The organism is Pseudomonas sp. AC252, assembly GCF_979258105.1.
Window position 1 is genome coordinate 271,992 of sequence record NZ_OZ409837.1, and the last position, 15,879, is coordinate 287,870.

Below are 15,879 nucleotides of genomic sequence, written 5' to 3' on the forward strand. Positions count from 1 at the left end.
ACAGCAAGCAACGATTACAAACTATTACGCCTGGTGGCTGGTAACGTAGTCGATTGCAGCTTGTACAGTAGTGATCTTTTCAGCTTCTTCGTCAGGGATTTCGGTCTCGAATTCCTCTTCCAGAGCCATCACCAGCTCAACGGTGTCAAGGGAGTCGGCACCCAGGTCTTCTACGAAGGAAGCGGTGTTGACCACTTCTTCTTCTTTAACACCCAGTTGCTCGGCAACGATTTTCTTGACGCGCTCTTCGATGGTGCTCATACCTTGTTTTCACTCCTAATGGACAAATTCAGGCAGCTGGCCAGTGGGTAAGTGTATAGAAAGCCTTTTCAGTTTTTCAACTGAAAGCTTCACTCCTCAAACCCTGCGGCCATCTGCCTATAAATAGATTGCAGCTTTATAACGGATTTTAGACAGCTCGTATGACATTTTTTTGAAGCAATCCGTCACATTTTACTTACATGTACATCCCACCGTTCACCGGGATTGTAGCCCCGGTAACGTATGCCGCACCGTCAGATGCAAGAAAAGCGACCACGGACGCGATCTCTTGAGCTTGTCCCAGACGACCCAGCGGAATCTGCGTCTGCAAGGCTTCACGCTGTGCTTCAGGCAGTTCGCGGGTCATATCGGTGTCGATGAACCCTGGGGTTACCGAGTTGACCGTAATCGAACGCGAACCGACTTCACGCGCCATCGCCCGGCTGAAACCTTCCAGACCGGCCTTGGCGGCTGCATAGTTTACTTGGCCGGCGTTGCCCATGGCACCCACCACCGAGCCAATACTGATAATTCGGCCCCAACGCGCCTTGGTCATGCCACGCAGAACGCCCTTGGACAGGCGATACAGACTGTTCAGGTTGGTATCGATCACGTCGTACCACTCGTCGTCTTTCATGCGCATCATCAGGTTATCGCGGGTGATACCGGCATTGTTGACCAGAATCGCTACCGGCGCACCGAACTGCTCCTGAATGCCAGCCAGTACGGCGCTGACCGATTCGTCGCTGGTGACATTGAGTTCGAAACCGGCGCCCTGGATACCGTTTTCCTTCAGGGTCGCGGCAATGCGCTCGGCGCCCGATGCGGAGGTCGCGGTGCCGACAACAATGGCGCCCTGACGACCCAATTCCAGCGCGATGGCCTGGCCGATACCGCGGCTTGCACCGGTGACCAGTGCAACTTTACCTTGCAGACTCATGCAAGTTTCTCCTGATTCAGGCCTGCGCTGCGCGAGCGGCAGCGAAGGCGTCTGGGGTATTGAGGTTGGAAGTCGAAACGCCTTCGGCGCAACGCTTGTTCAGGCCAGCGAGGACTTTGCCCGGGCCGCATTCGACCAGATTGGTCGCGCCCTTGGCGGCCAGGGTCTGCACCGATTCAACCCAGCGCACTGGCTTGTAGAGCTGTTCAAGCAGATCGCGCTTGAGGGTTTCCAGATCGGCCGGCACTTGCGCGCTGACGTTCTGCACAACCGGAATCTGCGGCGTCTGCCAGTCGATGGCGGCGATGGATTCGGCGAAACGCTCGGCAGCCGGACGCATCAGCTCGCAGTGCGACGGCACGCTCACTGGCAACGGCATGGCGCGTTTGGCACCACGGGCCTTGCAGCCTTCGATGGCGCGCTCGACGGCTGCCTTGGCACCGGCGATCACCACTTGGCCCGGTGAGTTGAAATTCACCGCGCTGACGACTTCACCTTGCGCCGCTTCGGCGCAGGCAGCCAGCACGTCGGCATCTTCCAGGCCGAGGATCGCGGCCATGCCGCCCTGCCCGGCCGGCACCGCTTCCTGCATCAACTGACCACGGCGCTCAACGAGCTTGACCGCGTCAGCCAGGCTCAGGCTGCCGGCGGCAACCAGCGCACTGTATTCACCCAGGCTATGGCCGGCGACGAATGCCGGACGCACGCCGCCTTCGGCCAGCCACAGACGCCACAGGGCGATCGAAGCGGTCAGAATGGCCGGTTGGGTTTTATCGGTTTGGTTGAGCAGCTCTTCCGGGCCCTGTTGGGTCAGTGCCCACAGGTCGTAGCCCAGCACAGCAGAGGCTTCTTGAAAGGTTTCGAGGATCAGCGGATGTTGCGCGCCCAGCTCGGCCAGCATGCCGAGGGACTGCGAACCCTGTCCTGGAAAGACGAATGCGAGGGAAGCAGACATGTAACAAGCCCCTAATGATCTTGTCGTCGGAAAATAACGCCCCGTTGGGGACGCCAGAAACTGACAGTTTGGATGGCCCTTTGAACCGGGCGGTCACATTTAAGCATTGTCCGACGAAAACGCCTAAGACAACAGTTCCTCCAGACGACCGTGGAGACGCTCGGGCAGGTTCTCCTGAATCTCGATCAGCGCCCGTTGAATGGCACTCTGAAAGCCCTGCACCCCGGCCGATCCGTGGCTTTTCACAACGATGCCCTGCAAGCCGAGAAAGCTTGCGCCATTATGTCGCGCCGGGGCCAGGTCGGCCTGCAGACGCTTCATCAACGGCAGCGCGAGAGCGCCGACCGCACGAGAGGCCATGTTTTTCTTGAACAAGGCCTCGATGCGCGCAGCAATCATCGTCGCCAGACCTTCGCTGGATTTCAGCAGGATGTTGCCGACGAAGCCGTCACACACCACCACGTCGGCCTCACCGCGATACAAGCCGTCGCCTTCGATAAAACCGATGTAGTTGATCCCGCGTGCCGCCTGCAACAGTGTTGCGGCCAGTTTGACCTGCTGATTGCCCTTGATGTCTTCGGTGCCGATGTTCAGCAGTGCTACACGCGGACGGGCGATACCCAAGGTCTGCGCGGCCACCGAACCCATCACAGCAAACTGCAACAGATGCTCGGCGCTGCAATCGACGTTGGCGCCCAGATCGAGCAGCTGGCAATAACCGGTCTGCGTCGGAATCGCCGCGACCATGGCCGGACGATCAATGCCGGGCAGCGTCTTGAGCACGAATCGCGACAAGGCCATCAACGCACCGGTATTGCCGGCACTGACACAGGCTTGCACCTTGCCATCGCGCAGCAGTTCTAGGGCGACACGCATCGACGAATCCGGCTTGCCACGCAGGGCCTGGGCAGGTTTTTCGTCCATGGTGATGACTTCGCTGGCCGCAACAATCGTCAGGCGCGCGCGATCAGCAGCCGACTGGCCGTGGATCAATTCTTCAAGAAGGGAGGGTTGACCGACGAGGGTCAGGTGCAGCGAGGGCGTAGCAGACAGGCAAGCGAGACTGGCCTGAACAATGCTGCGGGGACCGAAGTCCCCGCCCATTGCGTCAATCGCGATGACTTGAGCAGACAAGTGATTACTCGTCAGCGCCCTTGTCGATCACTTTACGGCCACGGTATACGCCTTCTGGCGATACGTGGTGACGCAGGTGAACTTCACCAGTGGTTTTTTCTACAGACAGGGTGCTAGCCTCGAGAGCGTCGTGCGAACGGCGCATGTCACGGGCAGAGCGGGATTTTTTGTTCTGCTGAACAGCCATAATTGATTAACTCCTAAACGTTTGGGTCACGCTTTAACTGCGCCAATACACTGAACGGGTTGGACCGCGTTACCTCGTCCTCGCTCGGTTCGGGCTCATCTGCTCCCGCCGGCTGCTGGCATTCTTCCGGATGATGAGCAGGCACAATGGGCAAGGCGAGCAGAAGCTCCTCCTCGATCAGTGACTGCAGATCCAATGGATCTTCGCCCAGTTCCAGCACGTCATAACCTTTCGGCAACGACTGGGTATTCGCACCCTCCTTCACCACCGCGTAACTGCATTCGCTGTGGATCGGCAGGGTGACCAGCTCAAGACAACGCTGGCAAACCATTTTGACTTCGGTGTCGATAAAGCTGTGGATGACCACAGACTTACGTTCATCTCGTTCAAAAACGAATTTGGCCTGCACCGTACCGACATCGTCGGAAAGCGGGTCGCAGAGTCTCTTCAAATCGGCCAGCAGCAGTTCACCTTGAAGGGTGGTGCCACGGTCAGCCAATTTGCGCGGGTCAACGTGAGGTGGAATCGGGTCATTCAACATAGGCGCAGCATTATAGGGATGCACCCACCCATGTCAAAGGAAATTGTGCCCTGTCCGTCACTTGCGCGCCTCCGCTAGAATCCGTACCTGCCTCAGGAGACGTCCATGCTGCCTTTATTACTCGCTTCAAGCTCGACTTATCGCCGCGAATTGCTCGCCCGCCTGCACTTGCCGTTCGTCTGCGGCTCGCCGGACATCGACGAAAGTCACCGCCCGGGCGAATCCGCGATCGATCTGGTCAAACGTCTCGCTGAAGAAAAAGCCCGCGCCCTGGCGGACAGCCACCCTGCTCATCTGATCATTGGCTCGGATCAGGTCGCCGTCCTGGGCGAACAGATCATTGGCAAGCCGCACACCTTCGAAAAGGCCCGCGCGCAATTGATGGCGGCCAGCGGCGCGAGCGTGACCTTCCTGACCGGCCTGGCACTGCTCAACAGCCAGACCGGGCAATGCCAGGTCGACTGCGTGCCGTTTACCGTGCACATGCGTCAGCTGGATCAGGCGCGCATCGAACGCTACCTGCGCATCGAGCAACCGTACGACTGCGCCGGCAGCTTCAAGGCCGAAGGACTGGGCGTGAGCCTGTTTCAATCGACCGAAGGCCCGGATGCTACCAGCCTGATCGGCCTGCCGCTGATTCGCCTGATCGATATGTTATTGGTCGAAGGCGTGCAAATCCCTTAAAAGCAAAAGATCGCAGCCTTCGGCAGTTCCTACACCGATCCGTGCAAGAGTTGCCGCCGACTGCGATCTTTCGACCTTGAAACGTCTTACCGCAACGACGGCCCGTGGAACCCCATCCACATCGCCAACTGCTCGGCCACGCTGGCGCCGAGCTTTTTCGAGAAGCGATCAAACGGCGATTCCTGCACGGTGAAGTCCACCAACTCCTTCTCGCCAATCACATCACGCGCCACCGAACTGGCACTGCCCAAGCCATCGATCAGGCCCAGCGGCAGCGCCTGCTCACCCGACCAGACCAGTCCGGAAAACAGCTCTGGATGCTCCTTGTCCTTCAGGCGATCGCCACGACCCTGCTTGACGCTGTTGATGAACTGCTTGTGCGTGGTGTCGAGCACGCTTTGCCAGAATGCGGTTTCTTCAGGCTTTTGCGGCTGGAACGGATCAAGGAATGCCTTGTGCTCGCCCGAGGTGTAGGTGCGACGCTCAACCCCGAGTTTTTCCATGGTGCCGACAAAACCGTAACCCGCTGCTGTCACGCCGATTGAGCCGACCAGACTGGCCTTGTCGGCGTAGATCTGATCCGCCGCGCTGGCGATGTAATAGGCGCCCGAAGCACCCAGATCGGAAATCACTGCGTAGAGCTTGATCTCCGGGTGCAAAGCTCGCAGACGCTTGATCTCGTCATAGACATAGCCAGACTGCACCGGACTGCCGCCCGGACTGTTGATGCGCAGGACCACGCCCTTGACCTTCTTGTCTTCGAACGCCGCGCGCAAGCTGCCAACGATATTGTCGGCGCTGGCTGGCTCCTTGTCGGCAATGACGCCGTCGATCTCGATCAACGCCGTGTAGTTCGGGCCGCGGGTGGCGCTTTTTTCCATGTCCATCAGCGGCGTGAACAGCAGCAGCGCAACAAACAGATAAACAAACGTCAGCAGCTTGAAGAAAATCCCCCAGCGCCGCGAACGGCGTTGTTCCTGTACACCGGCCAGCAAAGTCTTTTCCAACAGCTTCCAGCTTTTCGCGTCACCGTCGGCGGCACTTGCCTTGTCCGGTGCTTTCCATTCGTCGGTCATGCCATCCACCCCAACAAAAACCTGTTAAGCCCGCTGACCCAGCCAGGCGTGCAATTCAGAAAAACGGTCAATCGACAGGCGCGGCTCGAACTGTTGCAGGGACTCGATCGATTGTGCGCCATAACTGACCGCCACCGAATCCATCCCCGCGTTGCGCGCCATCAGCAGATCGAACGACGAATCACCGACCATCAACGCCTGCTCCGGGCGTACGCCGCAGTGGCTGACAATCTGCTCAAGCATCAGAGGGTGCGGCTTGCTGGCAGTTTCATCGGCCGCGCGGGTGATATCGAAATAATCTTCCCATCCGTTGGCCTTGAGCACACGATCCAGTCCGCGCCGGTTCTTGCCCGTCGCAACCGCCAAGTGATAACCCTGCTCGCGAAACGATGCCATCGACTCGACCACGCCCTCGAACAGCGGCGAAGGCACAGCTTCGGCAGCGATGTAGTGATCGGCGTAATACTCGCGAAACGCGAGCAATTCTGCGTCGCTGATCTCGGGGTATAGCGTGCGAATCGCTTCCGGCAAGCCGAGACCGATGATGCCTTTGACGGCGAAGTCATCGCGCAACTCGAAACCGGAACGCCCGGAGGCCGAGTGCATGGCCTCGACGATGCGATGGATGGAATCGGCGAGGGTGCCGTCCCAGTCGAAAATCAGCAGTTTGTAATCAGATGGGCGCACTCAATCGCTCCACGGTTTTGGCCCACATTTCATCGACAGGCGCTTGCAGATTCAGCTTGCCGCCGTCGGGCAGCGGCACGGTCAGCATGTAAGCGTGCAGGAACAGGCGCTTACCGCCCAGATCACGGATTTCCTTGGTGAAATCCTCGTCGCCATACTTGCTGTCACCGGCAATGCAATGGCCAGCATGCAGCGTGTGCACGCGAATCTGGTGGGTACGACCGGTAACCGGCTTAGCTTCGACCATGGTGGCAAAATCACCGAAACGGCGCAGCACCTTGAACATCGTCAGGGCTTCTTTGCCTTCATCGTTGACTTCGACCATGCGCTCGCCGGAACGCAGATTGCTCTTGAGCAACGGTGCGCGAACCTGCTTGATCGAGGTTGCCCAGTTGCCACGGACCAGTGCCATGTAACGCTTGTCGACGCCATCGCCGCGCAACTGCTCGTGCAGGTGACGCAACATGCTGCGCTTCTTGGCGATCATCAGCAGTCCGGAGGTGTCACGGTCGAGACGGTGAACCAGCTCCAACTCCTTGGCATCGGGACGCAACTGACGAAAGGCTTCGATCACGCCGAAGTTCAGCCCGCTGCCGCCATGAACCGCAATGCCGGCGGGCTTGTTGATCACGATCAGGGCTTTGTCTTCGAAGACGATCGAGGCTTCCAGGCGCTGCAACAGCCCCTGGGCCAGCGGCACCGGCTCGTCACGCTCAGGCACGCGAACCGGCGGCACGCGCACGATATCGCCGGCCTGCAGCTTGTATTCGGGCTTGATCCGACCTTTGTTCACGCGCACTTCGCCTTTGCGCAAAATGCGGTAAATCAAGGTCTTGGGCACGCCTTTGAGCCGGGCGAGGAGAAAGTTGTCGATTCGTTGGCCGGCATACTCCGGCGAGACTTCAAGCAGTTGAACGCCTGGAGTCGAAGGGGCAGTAGTTGTCATGCCGCGGATGATAACAATTTTTATGGAATTGAAGCACTTAATCATTGCTGCTATAGTCGCGAACGCCGCCAAAAGCGGCCTGGACAGCGGAACCACGGTCAAAGACCGGCCCTGACCAACGCAATTCACCAGGGCGCGAGGCCGTCCTACGGGGCTTTCGCTACGTAACGGTGGAGTTTGCGGTTGTAACGAGCGCAGGTGACATGAGGCCTGAATTACACCGCCGAGCAGAGTTCTCACTCGCCCGGCAGGCGACATTCGAGGCCAGTTCACAAAGTGCAGTCGACTGCGAATGACCCCGAGCGATTGCTTCGGAAACATCGCCTGAATTAGCCATGATGCGTGACCTCCCCTTTCGGAGCTCACGGTAAATGCCAACCCGCTGCGGATTCTGCGCGCGGCAGCACCCGAATTATCAGGGATACGTGTAGGGTGGAGATGCACAACCGCCGGACTGTGTAGCAACAAGCTTTGATCAAGACGCTTCATCTCGTCCACAGCCGCTGGTTGATTCCTCCTCCTGACTGAGTGCTTAAGTAGCCACAGCAAGCAGGACGCGTACGTCGCGGTATCGGCCCAATTGGTCGCACATCGCTGGACACGGGAATGGCCAACCACTCCCGACGCACCTGACACCGACCGTGAGAAGTCGTGTGTGCCGAACGCCGTTTCCGGCAGCCCGGAAACCGACGGTACTACATGAAAAGAATGCTGATTAACGCAACTCAACCCGAAGAGTTGCGTGTTGCACTGGTAGATGGCCAGCGCCTCTACGACCTGGACATCGAATCCGGTGCACGCGAGCAGAAGAAGGCCAACATCTATAAAGGCCGTATCACTCGCATCGAACCAAGCCTTGAGGCTGCCTTTGTCGATTTCGGCTCCGAGCGCCACGGCTTCCTGCCCCTCAAAGAAATCTCCCGCGAATACTTCAAGAAAGCCCCCGAAGGCCGCGTCAACATCAAGGACGTCCTGAGCGAAGGCCAGGAAGTCATCGTTCAGGTCGAGAAAGAAGAACGTGGCAACAAGGGCGCCGCCCTGACCACCTTCATCAGCCTGGCCGGTCGTTACCTCGTACTGATGCCGAACAACCCGCGTGCCGGCGGCATCTCCCGTCGCATCGAAGGCGAAGAGCGCAACGAACTGCGTGAAGCGCTGAATGGTCTGGTTGCTCCGGCCGATATGGGCCTGATCGTGCGCACTGCAGGCCTGGGCCGCAGCAGCGAAGAAATGCAGTGGGACCTCGACTACCTGCTGCAACTGTGGACCGCCATCAAAGAAGCCTCGCTGGATCGTTCCGCGCCTTTCCTGATCTATCAGGAAAGCAACGTGATCATCCGCGCCATCCGCGATTACCTGCGCCAGGACATCGGCGAAGTGCTGATCGACAGCGTTGAAGCCCAGGACGAAGCCCTGACCTTCATCCGTCAGGTGATGCCGCAGTACGCCAGCAAGATCAAGCTGTACGAAGACAGCGTGCCGCTGTTCAACCGTTTCCAGATCGAAAGCCAGATCGAGACCGCATTCCAGCGCGTCGTTGAACTGCCTTCCGGCGGCTCCATCGTCATCGATCCGACCGAAGCCCTGGTGTCCATCGACATCAACTCGGCGCGCGCCACCAAAGGCAGCGACATCGAAGAAACCGCCCTGCAGACCAACCTTGAAGCCGCCGAAGAAATCGCCCGTCAGTTGCGCCTGCGCGACATCGGCGGCCTGATCGTCATCGACTTCATCGACATGACCCCGGCCAAGAACCAGCGCGCCGTGGAAGAGAAAGTCCGTGAATGCCTGGAAGCCGACCGCGCCCGCGTGCAGATCGGTCGCATCTCGCGTTTCGGCCTGCTGGAAATGTCCCGTCAGCGCCTGCGTCCATCGCTGGGCGAAAGCAGCGGCATCGTCTGCCCGCGTTGCAACGGCACCGGCATCATCCGTGACGTTGAATCGCTGTCGCTGGCCATCCTGCGCCTGATCGAAGAAGAAGCCCTGAAAGACCGCACCGCCGAAGTTCGCGCGCAAGTGCCGATCCCGGTCGCTGCGTTCCTGCTCAACGAAAAACGCAACTCGATCACCAAGATCGAACTGCGCACCCGTGCCCGCATCGTCATTCTGCCGAACGATCACCTCGAGACGCCGCACTTCGAAGTTCAGCGCCTGCGTGACGACAGCCCGGAAGCGGCGACCAACCAGTCCAGCTACGAAATCGCTGCGGCCGCTGCCGAAGTCGAAGAAGTCCAGCCAGCCGCTGCGACCCGCACCCTGGTTCGCCAGGAAGCTGCAGTGAAAACTGCGCCGGCCCGTGCCAACGCACCGGTGCCGACTGAAGTTGCACCTGCCGCACCTGCTCCGGCACCGGTTGCCGCGCCTGAGCCAAGCCTGTTCAAGGGTCTGGTGAAGTCGCTGGTCAGCCTGTTCGCCACCAAGGAAGAGCCAGCCGCACCGGTTGCCGTTGCGAAACCGGCTGCCACCGAGCGTCCTGCCCGCAACGAAGAGCGCCGCAACGGTCGTCAGCAGAGCCGCAACCGTAACGGTCGCCGCGATGAAGAACGCAAGCCGCGCGAAGAGCGTGCGCCACGTGAAGAACGCGCCCCACGCGAGCCGCGCGAAGAGCGTCAGCCACGTGAAGCCCGTGAGCCGCGTGAAACTCGCAGCGAAACGCCGGTAGCCCGCGAAGAGCGCGCACCACGTGCCCCGCGTGAAGAACGTGCACCGCGCGCACCGCGTGAAGATCGCAAGCCGCGCGGCGAGCGTGAAGAGCGCGTGCGTGAACTGCGCGAGCCACTGGACGCCGCGCCAGTCGCAGCCGCTGCAGCCGCTGCAGCCGCTGCAGCCGTGACCGCTGAAGAGCGTCCGGCCCGTCAGCCACGCGAAGAACGCGCTCCGCGTCCGCCGCGTGAAGAGCGTCAACCGCGTTCCGAGCAGGCCGCTGCTGCCGTCGCTGAAGAAGAAGTGAACAGCAACAACGAAGAGCAACTGCCGGAAGACGGTCAGGACAACGCCGAAGGCGATCGTCCACGTCGTCGCTCCCGTGGCCAGCGTCGTCGCAGCAACCGTCGCGAGCGTCAACGTGACGCCAATGGCAATGTGATCGAAGGTTCGGAAGAGTCCGAGTCCGCTGAAAACGCTGGCGAGCCAAGCACTGCCGATCTGGCCGCTGGCCTGGCCGTCACCACTGCCGTTGCCAGCAGCACCATCAGCGCTCCGGCAGAAGCCCAAGCTCACGAGCAGGCTGAACGCGCCACTGCCGCCACACTGGAAACTGCTCCAGTCGAAGCGCCGGTTGTCGAAGCCACCACTGCTGTAGAAGTGACTGCTGCACCGGAAATCGAAGTCGCTCCGGTCCGCGAAGCTCAGCCTCAGGCTGAAGCAACTGCCGAACCGGAAGCTGTCGTCGAAGCACCAGCGGCCGTCACTGAGCCAGCGGTAGAAACCGTCAGCGAAAACGTGACCAAAACCGTGCGTGAAGTTCGCGAAGAGCAGACTGCGTTCAACTGGGTTGCCGAGCCAGCTGTGACCGAAGTTCCAGCGCCAGTCGCTGAAGCCGAAGTGCCGCAAGCCATGGTTTCCGAGCCAGTAGTTGCAGCAGCAGAGCCGGCGCCGACACCAGTTGTTGAAGCTCCGGTTGCCGAAGCTCAGGTTGAAGAAGCGCCAGCCGCAGTCGAAGCGCCAGCGCCAGTGGTTGAAGCGCCGGCTCCGGTCAGCGCCCTGACGCCAAACGGCCGCGCACCAAACGACCCGCGTGAAGTGCGCCGTCGCAAGCGTGAAGCCGAGCGTCTGCAGAAGGAAGCCGAACTGGCTGCCGCTGCGGCTCCGGTTGCTGCCGAACCAGCCCCTGCAGCTGAAGTGATCGAGGCAGCCCCTGCCCCGGTCGCTGAAGAAGCATCGGTTGAAGCGGTGATCGCTGAAGCGCCACGCTCCGTTCAGGACGCGGTAGAGCAGCGTGAAGAAGCTCAGGAAAAAGAGCACGAGCCTAAACCACTCGTGTAATTCCTGAAGCCGTTAAAAAGCCCCGCCCGGTGAAAGCCTGGCGGGGCTTTTTATTGCCTGAAATCCAGCATCATCGCTCCCACAAGGGATACAACACGGCTCAGGGCCGAGGAAATACCAGAGATTCAGGCACATCGATATCCCACAACACGCCAGGATCATCCACCGCCACTTCCACCACCCTACCCTGCGCAAACAACGGCCGTGCACCACGATCACCGGTCAGCGCCTGCAATTGCGCGCCAAACGAACGACCAAACCCTACCGGATGACCAAACTCGCCATCCAGCACCGGCACGCTCACCGCGTCATCAGCCATCGCCGCGACCACTCGCTCGATACTCGACGGCAAGATAAACGGCATATCGCCCAGCACAATCAACCAGCCATCAGCGTCCGGGCAAGCGGCAACACCGGCGGCAATGCTGTCGCCCATGCCGGTCGATTCGATCGACACCACGTCGCAGCCGTAAGCCTGGGCCATGCGCATCGCCTGCGGTCGCGCTTCAGTGGTGACCAACACGCGCTTGTCGAGACTGGCCGGCAGGTTCACCAGCACCTGCTCGACGACCGAGCGCACGGCGCCGTCGCGCCCGGTGCAGTCAGCGAGCAACTTGTCTTTATCGGGGCCGGCAATCTGGCGAAAGCGATTGCCCGCGCCCGCCGCCAGCACAATCACTGCGATGGATTGGCTCATGCACCCTCCAGCGGTTTTTTCTGTTTAAGCTCCACACCGTTCTTGATCGCGACAATTTCCGCCAGCAAGGACAAGGCGATCTCTGCCGGCGAATGACTGCCGATGTGCAGGCCGATCGGCCCATGCAAGCGATCAATCGACGCTTGCGACAAGCCTATCTGAGCGAGATTTTCCCGGCGCTTCTGGCTGTTGACCCGCGAACCGAGCGCACCGACGTAGAACGCCGGCGAGTCGAGCGCAGTGAGCAAAGCCATGTCATCCAGGCGAGGATCGTGGGTCAAGGCGACAATCGCCGTGCGTTCGTCGGTCTGGATGTTCAACACCGCCTCGTCCGGCATACCGGGAACGAAACGGCCGTGCTGCTCTTCCCAGCCGTAAACGAACTCGCTGCGCGGGTCGCAGATCAGCACTTCGAAATCCAGCAGCCGCGCCATGTCGGCGACGTAGCGCGACAACTGCCCGGCGCCGATCAACAACAGGCGCCAGCGCGGGCCGTAAATCGCTCGCAGGACTTTGCCGTCGAATACCAGCGAGTCGGATTTAGTGGCCGGTGCCAGCAGTACCGCGCCGGTTTCGATGTTCAGTTCACGGGCAACGATTTCATGGTTTTCGCAACGCTGCAGCAACTCGGCCACCCACGCCGGGTCGCCGACGCGCTCTTCGGTCAGGCGCAGGGTGCCGCCGCAAGGCAGACCGAAACGCGCAGCCTCCTCGCGGGTCACGCCGTAAGTAATCATCTGCACCGGCAGACCATCGGTGGCGATGCGACCGTCGTGCAGCCGCGCGATCAAGTCATCTTCGACACAGCCGCCTGACACCGAACCGATCACCACACCATCCTCGCGCAAGGCGAGCATGGCGCCGGGCGAGCGCGGCGCGGTGCCCCAGGTCTGCACCACGCTGAACAGCACCACCCGCTGCCCGGCACGGCGCCACTCGAGGACGCTGCGCAGGACGTTGAGATCGACGCTGTCCATTACGCTTGCGCCTTCTGCCAGCCTTGCAACTGATACCGCACCGGCAGATTGCGGATGCGCTTGCCGGTGGCGGCGAAGATCGCATTGCACAGCGCCGGGGCAATCGGCGGCACACCCGGCTCACCGACGCCACCCAACGGCACGTCACCTGGAGGCGTGACCAGATGCACCGCAACTTCCTTGGGCGCCAGCGACATGCGCGCGACCTCGTACATATGGAAGTTGTCCTGCTGGACCTTGCCGTCCTTGAAGCTGATTTCGCCGAGTACAGCGTTGCCCAGGCCCATGACGCACGCGCCTTCGAACTGCGAACGGATGCGCTCAGGGTTGATCTGCGGCCCGCAGTCGACGGCGATGTCGGCCTTGTGCACGATCAGCGAACCGTCGTCCTTGACCTCGACTTCGATCACTGCCGCCACATAGGTGACGAAGCTGTAATGCACCGCCAGACCGAGCCCACGGCCCTTTGGCAGCTTGCGCCCCCAACCGGCGGCCTTGGCGGCAGTTTCCAGCACCGTGCGCATGCGCCCGGTGTCGATCGGATAACGCTCGGGCGATTCCCCGTAGTTCCACTCCTCGCTCAAGGTGCGTGGATCGATCTGCCGATCCGGGCCGAGCAATTTGATCTGGTACTTGAGCGGATCTTCCCCGGCCTTGTGCGCCAGTTCATCGACGAAGCTCTGAATTGCGAAGCCGTGGGGAATGTTCGACACCGAGCGATACCAGCCGACCCGCGTGTGCACCTTGGCTTCGGGGTTTTCCAGGCGCACGTTGGGAATCGCATAGGCCATATTGGTAAAGCCCATGCCCAACTCGAACGCGGCCTCGTGGTTCATGTCCGGCGCAAACAACGCAGTGATGCTTGGCGCCACGGTGCGATGCAGCCACCCGGACGGCAGGCCGTTCTTGTCGATGCCCGCTTTCAGATATTCCGCCGACACCGTGTGGAAATACGAATTGTGGATGTCGTCTTCGCGGGTCCACTGCACCCGTACAGCCTTGCCCGGGAACTCCTTGGCGAGAATCGCCGCTTCGACGACGAAGTCCGGTTTCGACTTGCGCCCGAAACCACCGCCCAGCAACGTTACGTTGAAGGTGACCTTTTCGAACGGCACGCCCAGGCGTTCGGCGATGCGCTCGCGGGTGACCTGCGGTGCCTGACTCGGCGCCCAGGCTTCGCAGACGCCGTCCTTGAATCGCGCGATGGCGACCATTGGTTCCATCGGTGCCTGCGCCAGGTGCGGCAGGTAATACGAGGCTTCGAGCGTGCTGGCGGCGCCGCTCAAGGCCTTGTCGATATCACCGGTGTTACGCACCACTTTGCCGGCCTTCAGCGACGCGGCTTCAAGCTCTTTGCGATAGGCAATCGAGTCATAACTGGCATTCGGGCCGTCATCCCACTCGATCTTCAGCGCCTCGCGGCCCTTGATCGCCGCCCAGGTGTTGCTGGCCACAACCGCGACGCCGCCCAGTGGCTGAAACTCCGACGGCAACGGTCGGCCTTCAATCTGCATGACTTTTAGCACGCCGGGGACTTTCAGTGTGGCGCTGTCATCGAGGCTTTTGACCTTGCCGCCATACACCGCCGGACGAGCGATGGTGGCGTAGAGCATGCCGTCGAAATGCACGTCAGCGCCGTACACAGCGCGGCCATTGACGATATCGGCACCGTCGATGGCCTTGGTGCCTTCCTTACCGATGTAGCGAAATTCCGACGGCTGCTTGAGTCGCAGGCTGTCACGCGCCGGTACTGCCAGCGCACTGGCGGCAGCGGCGAGTTCGCCGTAGCCCAGTTCGCGGCCGGACGGTTTGTGAATGACTTTGTGCAATTGCGCATGGCATTCGCCAACCGGCACTTTCCACTGCGCAGCAGCGGCCTGTTCGAGCATGGTTCGCGCCGCGGCGCCGCAACGACGCATCGGCTCGTACCAGTGACGCATGCTGCGCGAACCATCGGTGTCCTGGTTGCCGAAGCGCACTTCGTCACCCGGCGCCTGCTGCACTTTGACCTGAGCCCAATCGGCCTCAAGTTCATCGGCAACCACCATGCTCAGGCTGGTGCGCACGCCCTGGCCCATTTCCGAACGGTTGCACACCACGGTGACGCTGCCATCGGCAGCAATGCTCACGTAGACCTTGGGATCGTCGATCCAGCCATTGGGCATGCCATCGGCGCCAAACTTCTTCGCGTCATCGGCCAGCGCATCCTGCCAGCCCCAGCTCGCGGCGAGGACCAGCGCGCTGGTGGCGCCGACGCCTTTGAGAAAACCACGACGGCTGAGGTTGCTCAGGGCGAAATCATTCGGGACGCGGCTCATGCCTTCACCCCCTTCAGTTGGGTGGAGGCCTGGCGGATCGCGGTCTTGATCCGGTTGTAGGTGCCGCAGCGGCAGATGTTGCCGACCATGGCTTCTTCGATCTGCTCGTCGCTCGGGTTGGGGTTGGTTTTCAGCAGAGCGGTGGCCGACATGATCTGCCCGCCCTGGCAATAACCGCATTGAGCCACAGCGCTGTCGAGCCAGGCTTGCTGCACGACCTTGCCGACCGGGTCGGCATGGAGATTGTCGATGGTGGTGACGTTCTGGCCGATCACCGAGCCGATCGGCGTGATGCAACTGCGTGCCGGCAAGCCGTCGATATGGATGGTGCAGGCGCCGCACAGGCCCATGCCGCAACCGAATTTGGTGCCGTTGTATCCGGCGACGTCACGAATCGCCCACAACAGCGGCATGTCTTCAGTGACATCGAGAGAGTGGTCTTGACCGTTGAGTTTCAGGGTAATCATGGGCACGCCCGCATATTTTTTAGTG

15 protein-coding genes are annotated in these 15,879 nt (G+C 60.8%); 2 read left to right on the top strand and 13 right to left on the bottom strand.

The annotated features are described in order from the left end of the window. Positions 1-24 precede the first annotated feature (24 nt). From acpP to ACZZZ4_RS01300, 6 genes are all read right to left on the bottom strand, one after another. Complete coding sequence (gene acpP, locus ACZZZ4_RS01275; protein ID WP_003175607.1) at positions 25-261, bottom strand: acyl carrier protein; 237 nt, start codon at positions 259-261, stop codon at positions 25-27. A gap of 196 nt (positions 262-457) precedes the next feature. Continuing rightward, on the bottom strand, positions 458-1,201 hold the full coding sequence (gene fabG / locus ACZZZ4_RS01280; RefSeq protein WP_016770989.1) for a 3-oxoacyl-ACP reductase FabG: 744 nt from the start codon (positions 1,199-1,201) through the stop codon (positions 458-460). A 16-nt stretch (positions 1,202-1,217) separates the two neighbouring features. Further along, complete coding sequence (fabD, locus tag ACZZZ4_RS01285; RefSeq protein WP_463547083.1) at positions 1,218-2,156, bottom strand: ACP S-malonyltransferase; 939 nt, start codon at positions 2,154-2,156, stop codon at positions 1,218-1,220. Positions 2,157-2,279: 123 nt separating this feature from the next. Further along, complete coding sequence (gene plsX / locus ACZZZ4_RS01290; protein ID WP_264083031.1) at positions 2,280-3,290, bottom strand: phosphate acyltransferase PlsX; 1,011 nt, start codon at positions 3,288-3,290, stop codon at positions 2,280-2,282. A 4-nt stretch (positions 3,291-3,294) separates the two neighbouring features. Beyond that, positions 3,295-3,477 carry a 50S ribosomal protein L32 gene (gene rpmF / locus ACZZZ4_RS01295; protein WP_003179396.1) on the bottom strand — a complete coding sequence of 61 codons (183 nt, stop codon included), beginning with the start codon at positions 3,475-3,477 and terminating at the stop codon, positions 3,295-3,297. 13 nt (positions 3,478-3,490) lie between these two features. Beyond that, positions 3,491-4,018: a YceD family protein gene (locus ACZZZ4_RS01300; RefSeq protein ID WP_003204262.1), complete on the bottom strand. Its 528-nt coding sequence runs from the start codon at positions 4,016-4,018 to the stop codon at positions 3,491-3,493. A gap of 105 nt (positions 4,019-4,123) precedes the next feature. Here ACZZZ4_RS01300 and ACZZZ4_RS01305 point away from each other — a divergent pair, with 105 nt between their 5' ends. Next, entirely contained in the window at positions 4,124-4,702 is a 579-nt protein-coding gene (locus ACZZZ4_RS01305; RefSeq protein WP_463547084.1) for a Maf family protein, read from the top strand. An 86-nt stretch (positions 4,703-4,788) separates the two neighbouring features. Here the strand turns inward: ACZZZ4_RS01305 and sppA are convergent, their stop codons facing one another. From sppA to rluC, 3 genes are read right to left on the bottom strand one after another with little or no spacing between them, the layout of a single operon-like run. Continuing rightward, on the bottom strand, positions 4,789-5,778 hold the full coding sequence (gene sppA / locus ACZZZ4_RS01310) for a signal peptide peptidase SppA (protein ID WP_039760176.1): 990 nt from the start codon (positions 5,776-5,778) through the stop codon (positions 4,789-4,791). A 24-nt stretch (positions 5,779-5,802) separates the two neighbouring features. After that, complete coding sequence (locus tag ACZZZ4_RS01315; RefSeq protein WP_083352208.1) at positions 5,803-6,465, bottom strand: HAD-IA family hydrolase; 663 nt, start codon at positions 6,463-6,465, stop codon at positions 5,803-5,805. After that, on the bottom strand, positions 6,452-7,411 hold the full coding sequence (rluC, locus tag ACZZZ4_RS01320; protein WP_415761807.1) for a 23S rRNA pseudouridine(955/2504/2580) synthase RluC: 960 nt from the start codon (positions 7,409-7,411) through the stop codon (positions 6,452-6,454). Before rluC ends, ACZZZ4_RS01315 begins: the two co-directional genes overlap by 14 nt. 699 nt (positions 7,412-8,110) lie before the next feature. On the opposite strand from rluC, the gene rne reads away from it, so the two are divergent. Beyond that, the gene (rne, locus tag ACZZZ4_RS01325; protein WP_463547085.1) at positions 8,111-11,395 is read left to right on the top strand and encodes a ribonuclease E; all 3,285 of its coding nucleotides are present in this window, start codon (positions 8,111-8,113) and stop codon (positions 11,393-11,395) included. Between the two features lie 100 nt (positions 11,396-11,495). Here the strand turns inward: rne and ACZZZ4_RS01330 are convergent, their stop codons facing one another. From ACZZZ4_RS01330 to ACZZZ4_RS01345, 4 genes are read right to left on the bottom strand one after another with little or no spacing between them, the layout of a single operon-like run. After that, the gene (locus tag ACZZZ4_RS01330) at positions 11,496-12,092 is read right to left on the bottom strand and encodes a nucleotidyltransferase family protein (RefSeq protein ID WP_463547086.1); all 597 of its coding nucleotides are present in this window, start codon (positions 12,090-12,092) and stop codon (positions 11,496-11,498) included. After that, entirely contained in the window at positions 12,089-13,069 is a 981-nt protein-coding gene (locus tag ACZZZ4_RS01335) for an XdhC family protein (RefSeq protein WP_463547087.1), read from the bottom strand. The genes ACZZZ4_RS01330 and ACZZZ4_RS01335 overlap by 4 nt, the downstream gene beginning before the upstream one ends. Beyond that, entirely contained in the window at positions 13,069-15,387 is a 2,319-nt protein-coding gene (locus ACZZZ4_RS01340; RefSeq protein WP_463547088.1) for a xanthine dehydrogenase family protein molybdopterin-binding subunit, read from the bottom strand. The genes ACZZZ4_RS01335 and ACZZZ4_RS01340 overlap by 1 nt, the downstream gene beginning before the upstream one ends. Continuing rightward, on the bottom strand, positions 15,384-15,854 hold the full coding sequence (locus ACZZZ4_RS01345) for a (2Fe-2S)-binding protein (RefSeq protein ID WP_039760186.1): 471 nt from the start codon (positions 15,852-15,854) through the stop codon (positions 15,384-15,386). Before ACZZZ4_RS01345 ends, ACZZZ4_RS01340 begins: the two co-directional genes overlap by 4 nt. Positions 15,855-15,879 lie beyond the last annotated feature (25 nt).

Excerpts from the sequence above, each read along its gene's own strand:
- acpP (WP_003175607.1), bottom strand. The coding sequence starts at position 261 with ATGAGCACCATCGAAGAGCGCGTCAAGAAAATCGTTGCCGAGCAACTG.
- fabG (WP_016770989.1), bottom strand. The coding sequence starts at position 1,201 with ATGAGTCTGCAAGGTAAAGTTGCACTGGTCACCGGTGCAAGCCGCGGT.
- fabD (WP_463547083.1), bottom strand. The coding sequence starts at position 2,156 with ATGTCTGCTTCCCTCGCATTCGTCTTTCCAGGACAGGGTTCGCAGTCC.
- rpmF (WP_003179396.1), bottom strand. The coding sequence starts at position 3,477 with ATGGCTGTTCAGCAGAACAAAAAATCCCGCTCTGCCCGTGACATGCGC.
- ACZZZ4_RS01300 (WP_003204262.1), bottom strand. The coding sequence starts at position 4,018 with ATGTTGAATGACCCGATTCCACCTCACGTTGACCCGCGCAAATTGGCT.
- ACZZZ4_RS01305 (WP_463547084.1), top strand. The coding sequence starts at position 4,124 with ATGCTGCCTTTATTACTCGCTTCAAGCTCGACTTATCGCCGCGAATTG.
- sppA (WP_039760176.1), bottom strand. The coding sequence starts at position 5,778 with ATGACCGACGAATGGAAAGCACCGGACAAGGCAAGTGCCGCCGACGGT.
- rluC (WP_415761807.1), bottom strand. The coding sequence starts at position 7,411 with ATGACAACTACTGCCCCTTCGACTCCAGGCGTTCAACTGCTTGAAGTC.
- rne (WP_463547085.1), top strand. The coding sequence starts at position 8,111 with ATGAAAAGAATGCTGATTAACGCAACTCAACCCGAAGAGTTGCGTGTT.
- ACZZZ4_RS01330 (WP_463547086.1), bottom strand. The coding sequence starts at position 12,092 with ATGAGCCAATCCATCGCAGTGATTGTGCTGGCGGCGGGCGCGGGCAAT.
- ACZZZ4_RS01335 (WP_463547087.1), bottom strand. The coding sequence starts at position 13,069 with ATGGACAGCGTCGATCTCAACGTCCTGCGCAGCGTCCTCGAGTGGCGC.
- ACZZZ4_RS01340 (WP_463547088.1), bottom strand. The coding sequence starts at position 15,387 with ATGAGCCGCGTCCCGAATGATTTCGCCCTGAGCAACCTCAGCCGTCGT.
- ACZZZ4_RS01345 (WP_039760186.1), bottom strand. The coding sequence starts at position 15,854 with ATGATTACCCTGAAACTCAACGGTCAAGACCACTCTCTCGATGTCACT.